4 protein-coding genes are annotated in these 6,164 nt (G+C 71.1%); 2 read left to right on the top strand and 2 right to left on the bottom strand.

Going from position 1 to position 6,164, the window contains the following annotated elements; all coding sequences use genetic code 11:
• Positions 1-288: 288 nt before the first annotated feature.
• Both VFE05_21890 and VFE05_21885 read right to left on the bottom strand, forming a co-directional pair.
• Positions 289-1,332: a radical SAM protein gene (locus tag VFE05_21890; GenBank protein ID HET6232742.1), complete on the bottom strand. Its 1,044-nt coding sequence runs from the start codon at positions 1,330-1,332 to the stop codon at positions 289-291.
• A gap of 11 nt (positions 1,333-1,343) precedes the next feature.
• On the bottom strand, positions 1,344-1,514 hold the full coding sequence (locus VFE05_21885; protein ID HET6232741.1) for a hypothetical protein: 171 nt from the start codon (positions 1,512-1,514) through the stop codon (positions 1,344-1,346).
• 672 nt (positions 1,515-2,186) lie between these two features.
• Here VFE05_21885 and VFE05_21880 point away from each other — a divergent pair.
• Both VFE05_21880 and VFE05_21875 read left to right on the top strand, forming a co-directional pair.
• A complete protein-coding gene (locus VFE05_21880; protein ID HET6232740.1) occupies positions 2,187-4,694 on the top strand; it encodes a RecQ family ATP-dependent DNA helicase in 2,508 nt (835 codons plus the stop codon).
• Between the two features lie 95 nt (positions 4,695-4,789).
• Positions 4,790-6,001, top strand: coding sequence for an acyl-CoA dehydrogenase family protein (locus VFE05_21875; GenBank protein HET6232739.1), 1,212 nt, complete (start codon positions 4,790-4,792; stop codon positions 5,999-6,001).
• The last annotated feature ends 163 nt before the right edge of the window (positions 6,002-6,164 follow it).

The raw sequence follows: 6,164 nt of genomic DNA, 5'->3' as shown, positions 1-6,164 counted from the left end.
CAGAAACGAAGAAGGGGAAGATGCGCAGGCATCCTCCCCCTCCTTCCGACCATCGTCCTCTCCCCACCGCTCGTCCTCCGTCGTTCGAGGCCTTCCGGAAGCCGCTACGACGATGCGCTTCGCACCGTCGTGTCCCGCGGCTGCAGCCGCCGAGGCGGTGCCGCTTGCGGCCGCGGGTCGGTCGATAGACGTCCATCCGCCGCATTCGATCGACGGACGTGCCTAAAAACACAGCGGGGCGCCTCGTGTGGAGGCGCCCCGCTGCGTTGCGAACGGCCGATTCCCGCGTCAGGCGGGCTGCGGCGCCCGGCGCGAGTAGCCGATCGGGATGAGCTTGGGAGGCAGCGGCGTGTGCGGCTCTGCGGCGCCGAACCACGGGCTGTCGGGATAGTCCTTCACCCACTGCATCTTCCCCAGCGCCCGCGCGCAGCGGATGCACGGAAAGGCGTCCAGCTCGGTCGCGCCCACCGCCGGCGGCGCGCTGCGGATGCGCTGCTCGTCGAGCCGGGCCACGTACCGCGGCCACGCCTCGATGAACGGAATCTCGTTGAGGTCGGCGACCACGTCGTTCTCGTTCAGGCCGTACTCCGAGAGCTGGCAGCACAGCGAGAGGCGGCCGTGGGCATCCACGTACACGCGCTCCATCTTGAACGTGTCGCACAGCTTCTCCTCGGCCAGGGCCGGGGCGCCATAGTCCAGGAACACGGCGGTGCGGCGGCCTTCCTTCCACAGCGCCAGCACCTCGTCGCGGGCCTGGCGCCACTCGGCGAACGACATGTCGCTGTCGCGCGCCGCGCTGCCGGGCACCGGCTGTGCGAGCGCGAAGTTCACGCTCACGCACCCCAGCGAGTCCGCCAGCTCCACCGCCTGGCGCAGCTGGCCCAGGCTGCGCCGGTCCACCAGGAACCCCAGCGACGTGGGGATGCGGCGGCTGGTGAGCAGCGCTACCGCCATCAGCACGCGGCGGAAGCTGTCGCGGCCGCGCTCCGCGTCGTGCGTCTCGCGGTCGGCGCCGGAGAGCGACAGGCGCACGCTGGCCGGCGGATAGCGGTCGATGAGCGGCATCAGGCGCCGCATGTGCCAGCCGTTGCTCACGAAGCGGTACGGCACGCCGCGCTCGTGCATCCCGGCGACGATGCGCTCCCACTCCGGGTGCAGCGTGGGCTCGCCGCCCGTCATGCTGGCGAAGACGTCGCCGAAAAGGACGCGGGCCTGGTCCACGGTGCTGAGGATCAGGTCCGCGTCCAGGTTCCGCACGGTCGTCACGTCGTCACGGATGCAGTGCGGGCACCGCAGGTTGCAGTGCTCGGTGATGGCCAGCCCTAGTAGCATGCCGCTCGGTCTCAGAAGGTGGTGGAGCCGGTGCCCGTGCCGCCGCCGCCGTTGATGGGCGCGCCCGTCTGCAGCGTCAGGTCGGTGAGCCGCGGGAGCTGCGTGACCACGGGTGCCGTCCACGCCCTGCGGGGAGCGGAGATGCCGGCGGAGTCGCGCGCGTGCTCGTTGTGGAGACCCATCTGAACACTCCGGGGTGCGGGGACGCTGCGGAGGCGGGGCGGGTTGCCCCGTCTGGCCCTCGTTTGCCCGCGGGAGTAAACGCCCGTCGCGGCCCGGCGCGGATTGCGCAGGCGGAGCGGGAGAGAATCGCGCGGAACGGGTGGGGATAGGGCCAGATGGACCGGCGGCGGCGGGAACCGCCGCGGACCAACTATACACGCTCGGGCGTGTCGTGGCAACGCTTTGCGCGCGCCTCGGCCGCTCCGGGCAGATGTCACGCCGGCGGCCGCGTAAACGGAAGGCGCCCGCCCTCGCCGCATCGGGATGCGCCGCTGGGGCTTCGGGCACGAGCATTCCCGCCGCGCATCCGCCGATCGGCTACGGCCCGGGAGATGTACCGCGGTCGATCGCCCGCCGATCGATCGACTGCACCGACCGCATCGACCGCATCGACCGCATCGACCGTATCGACCGTATCGACCGCATCGACCGTTCCGCCGTCCGTCGTACAAAGCCGAAAAGAACCGGGGAGATGCACGGAGGGCTTGCGCCGGGCGAGCCTATGGTGCCATCATATCGGGAGGCTGTCCACTCCGTTCACCTGTGCGCCGGACCCAAGCCCGCGCTTCCGTGTACAGGCACGCGCCCGGGCCCGGCTGGCGGCGCGCGGCAAAACACCCTCACCCGGCACGATGGCCTCGCACGCACCCCCCGCCCCCCCGAACACCGAGACGTCGCTCGACGCCGCGCGCGAGGTGCTGCGGCGCTACTGGGGCTTCCCGGACTTCCGCCCGGGGCAGGACCAGGCCATCGCCAACGTCCTGGCCGGCGGCGACAGCCTCACGGTGATGCCCACCGGCGGCGGCAAGAGCCTGTGCTACCAGGTCCCGGCCATGATGCTGCCGGGCGTGACGCTCGTCGTCTCGCCCCTCATCTCGCTGATGAAGGACCAGGTGGACGCGCTCGACGCGGTGGGCGTGCCGTCGACCTTCATCAACTCCAGCCTGCCGGCGCAGGAGATGGCCTCGCGCCTGGACGCGGCCGAGCGCGGGGAGTTCAAGCTCGTCTACGTGGCCCCGGAGCGCTTCGACTCCGAGGCCTTCCAGCGCCGCATCTCCCGCCTGGGCGTCTCCCTCCTCGCGGTAGACGAGGCGCACTGCGTCAGCGAGTGGGGGCACGACTTCCGCCCGTCGTACCTGCGTCTCGGACAGGTGCGAGACGCGCTGGGCAACCCGCCCGTGGCCGCGCTCACCGCCACCGCCACGCCGGACGTCCGCACCGACATCGTCCGCCAGCTGCGGCTGGAGGACCCCGCCGTCCTCGTCACCGGGTTCGACCGGCGAAACCTGGTCTGGCACGTCCTGCGCGCCAAGAACGACAGCGAGAAGGACCGCCTGCTGCTCAAGCTGCTGCGCGGGCGCGAGGGCTCTTCCATCGTTTATGCCAGCACGCGCAAGAACGTGGACGCGCTGACCGCGCTGCTCAGCGGCGTGGGCGTGCGCACGGTGGGCTACCACGCGGGGCTGTCGGACCCCGAGCGCAAGCGCGTGCAGGAGGCGTTCATGAGCGGCGACGCGCCGGTCGTGGTCGCCACCAACGCGTTCGGCATGGGCATCGACAAGCCGGACGTGCGCATCGTGGTCCACTACAACATGCCGGGCAACCTGGAGGCGTATTACCAGGAAGCGGGGCGCGCCGGGCGCGACCGCGGGCCGGCGGACTGCGTGCTGCTGCACGCCTTCCCGGACCGGTTCACGCACGAGTTCTTCATCGAGCAGAGCCATCCGCCGCGCAAGGTGGTGGAGGAGGTCTTCCAGGCGCTGCGCCGCACCTGCGACCCGTCCGGCCTCGTCTCGCTCGCGCCGGGCGACTTCGCGCGGACGGTGCACACGGTGAAGGGCGACCGGCAGGTGCTCTCCGCCCTGCGCGTGCTGGAGGGCGCGGGCGTGGTGCGCGTCTCCAAGCCCGGCGGCGTGCCGCCCGTCCGCCTCCGCCTGGTCGCCACGCCCAAGCGCATCACCGCCGAGCTGGCGGGGCAGGGCAGGGACGCCGAGCTCTCCTTCCTCCGCTCGCTGTGGAAGATGGGCGGCGGCGAGGCCGTGTACCGCGGCGTGGAGCTGGACTGGCGCGAGCTTTCCGATGCGTCGGGAGGAAGGCAGCGCGCGGCGGAGCTGATGGACGCGCTGGCCGGGGGAGGCTTCCTGGAGTGGCGCGCCGCGAGTGGCGAAGGCATCTGGGTGCTCGACATGCAGACGCCCGTCAACCGCCTCCCGGTGGACTGGCGGACGGTGGATGCGAAGAAGGCCAACGAGACGCGCAAGCTCCAGCAGGTGCAGGGCTACGCCTACACCGAGGAGTGCCGCCGCGGCTACGTCCTGCGCTACTTCGGCGACCCCGCGGCCATGGACGAGTGCGGCGCGTGCGACAACTGCCTGGGCGGCCACGGCGAGCTGGCCGAGCGCGTCGCCTCCGCGGGCGTGACGCCTCCCGCGCGCCCCGCCTTCCGCGGCGGCGAGGGCGCGACGCGCGAGGGAGGGCGGAGGCGGGAGCGGGCGGACCGTCCCGCGAAGACGCCGGTGCCCACGGGCGCGCCGCGCACGGAGCGGCAGGAGCAGCTCTACCAGCGGCTCAAGGAGATGCGGAAGGAGCTGGCGAAGAAGCAGGGCGTCGCATCCTTCGTCATCTTCAACGAGGCCACGCTCGAAGCCCTCGCCGTCACCGCTCCCTCCACGCCCGAGGAAGTGCTGGCGGTGCCCGGCATGGGCCCGGTGAAGCTGGAGAAGTACGGCCACGCGCTCATTCAGGTCCTCCAGGAGCTCTCGGGAGATACGAAGCCGTGGACGATTCCCGCGGCCGGCGTACGGTCAGCCGTATCGGACGGTGGCACGGAGCGGGTGCGGGTCCGCAAGGAGAAGCCGGCCTCGGTGCTCGCCGCCGGAGCCGCGGAGCGGGCCGAGCTTCCGCCGCCCACGCCGGAGGAGAGCGAGCTGTACGGGCGGCTGCGCGCCTTGCGCGGCGAGCTGGCGAAGGCGGCCAACCTGCCGTCGTACTGCGTCTTCAACGACCGCACGCTCATCGACCTCGCCCGCCGCCGCCCGTCGTCCGAAGACGAGATGCTGGAGGTTCCGGGCGTGGGCCCGGCCAAGCTGGAGAAGTACGGAGAACCGTTCCTGGAGCTGCTGCGGGGCGCGGGCGCGTAGGAGACTGCCGGAAGCGGTCCCTTTCGGATCGTGCGGGCGGTGGGTACATTCTCCTGCTTTTCGGGCGGCGCCGCGCACATCCCGCAGAACGGACCATGGAACGGTATTTCGACGAGAACCACCTGATGATCCGCGACATGGTTCGCGATTTCGCCCAGAACGAGATCGCGCCCGTGGCCCGGGAGCTGGACATAGACTCCCGCTTCCCGTGGGAGAACGTGAAGAAGATGGGCGAGCTGGGCCTCTTCGGCATCCCGTGGAGCGAGGAGCTGGGCGGCGCGGGGATGGACGGCATCGCCTACATGATCGTCATCCACGAGCTCGCCAAGGTCGACGCCTCGCACGCCATCACCGTCTCGGCGCACACCACGCTCGGCACCTCGCCCATCGTCAACTTCGGCAGCGGCGCGCAGAAGGAGCGGTTCGTGCCGCTCCTCGCCTCGGGCCAGGTCCTGGGCGGCTTCGGCCTCACCGAGCCCGGCGCCGGCAGCGACGCCGGCGGCACGGCGACCACGGCCACGAAGACCGACGGCGGCTGGATCCTGAACGGCAGCAAGATCTTCATCACCCACGCCGGCGTGGGCGAGGTCTTCGTGGCCACGGCGGTGACGGACCGCGAGAAGGGCAGCAAGGGCATCACCTCGTTCATCGTCGCCAAGCCGACGACCGACATGGAGAAGGCGCGCGAGCTGGGCATCGGCCACAGCGACGACCTGCCCTTCACCGAGGGCGTGCGGGCGGGGAAGAAGGAAGACAAGATGGGCTGGCGCGCCTCCGACACCCGCGAGCTGGTGTTCGAGAACGCCTTCGTCCCCGACGAGCAGGTGCTGGGCGACGTGGGGATGGGCTTCGTCAACTTCATGAAGACCCTCGACGCCGGCCGCATCGGCATCGGCGCCCTCTCCCTCGGCATCGCCGAAGGCGCGCTGGAGCAGGCCCTGCGCTACTCGGTGGAGCGGAAGCAGTTCGGCAAGGCGATCAGCGAGTTCCAGGGCCTCCAGTTCATGCTGGCCGACATGGCCACCGAGATCGAGGCCGCCAAGCACCTGGTCTACAACGCCGCGTGGCTGAAGGAGAACGGCCGGCCGTACTCGCGCGAGGCCTCCATGGCGAAGCTGTTCGCCAGCGAGGTCGCCATGCGGGCGACCACCAAGGCCGTCCAGATCCACGGCGGCTACGGCTACACCAAGGAATATCCGGTAGAGCGCATGATGCGCGACGCCAAGATCTGCGAGATCGGAGAGGGCACCAGCGAGATCCAGCGCCTGGTCATCGCCCGCAGCCTCCTGCGCGAACTCAATTCTTAAGCGATGCGCCGCGCCACGTTCCGCGCGCGGCGGTCAAGAGGTCGGATGGACCCAATGACCCCACCCGGCAGGCGCCCCGGCGCCCGCCGCTGCCCGCGCACGGCAGCCCCGGGGCTCGTCGCGCCGCACCCCCGCACGCGGGGGGCGCGGTGAAGCGCGAGAT

The sequence above is a fragment of the Longimicrobiaceae bacterium genome, from assembly GCA_035696245.1.
Classification (GTDB): Bacteria; Gemmatimonadota; Gemmatimonadetes; order Longimicrobiales; family Longimicrobiaceae; genus DASRQW01.
This window is presented reverse-complemented; position numbering and strand designations above follow the sequence as displayed.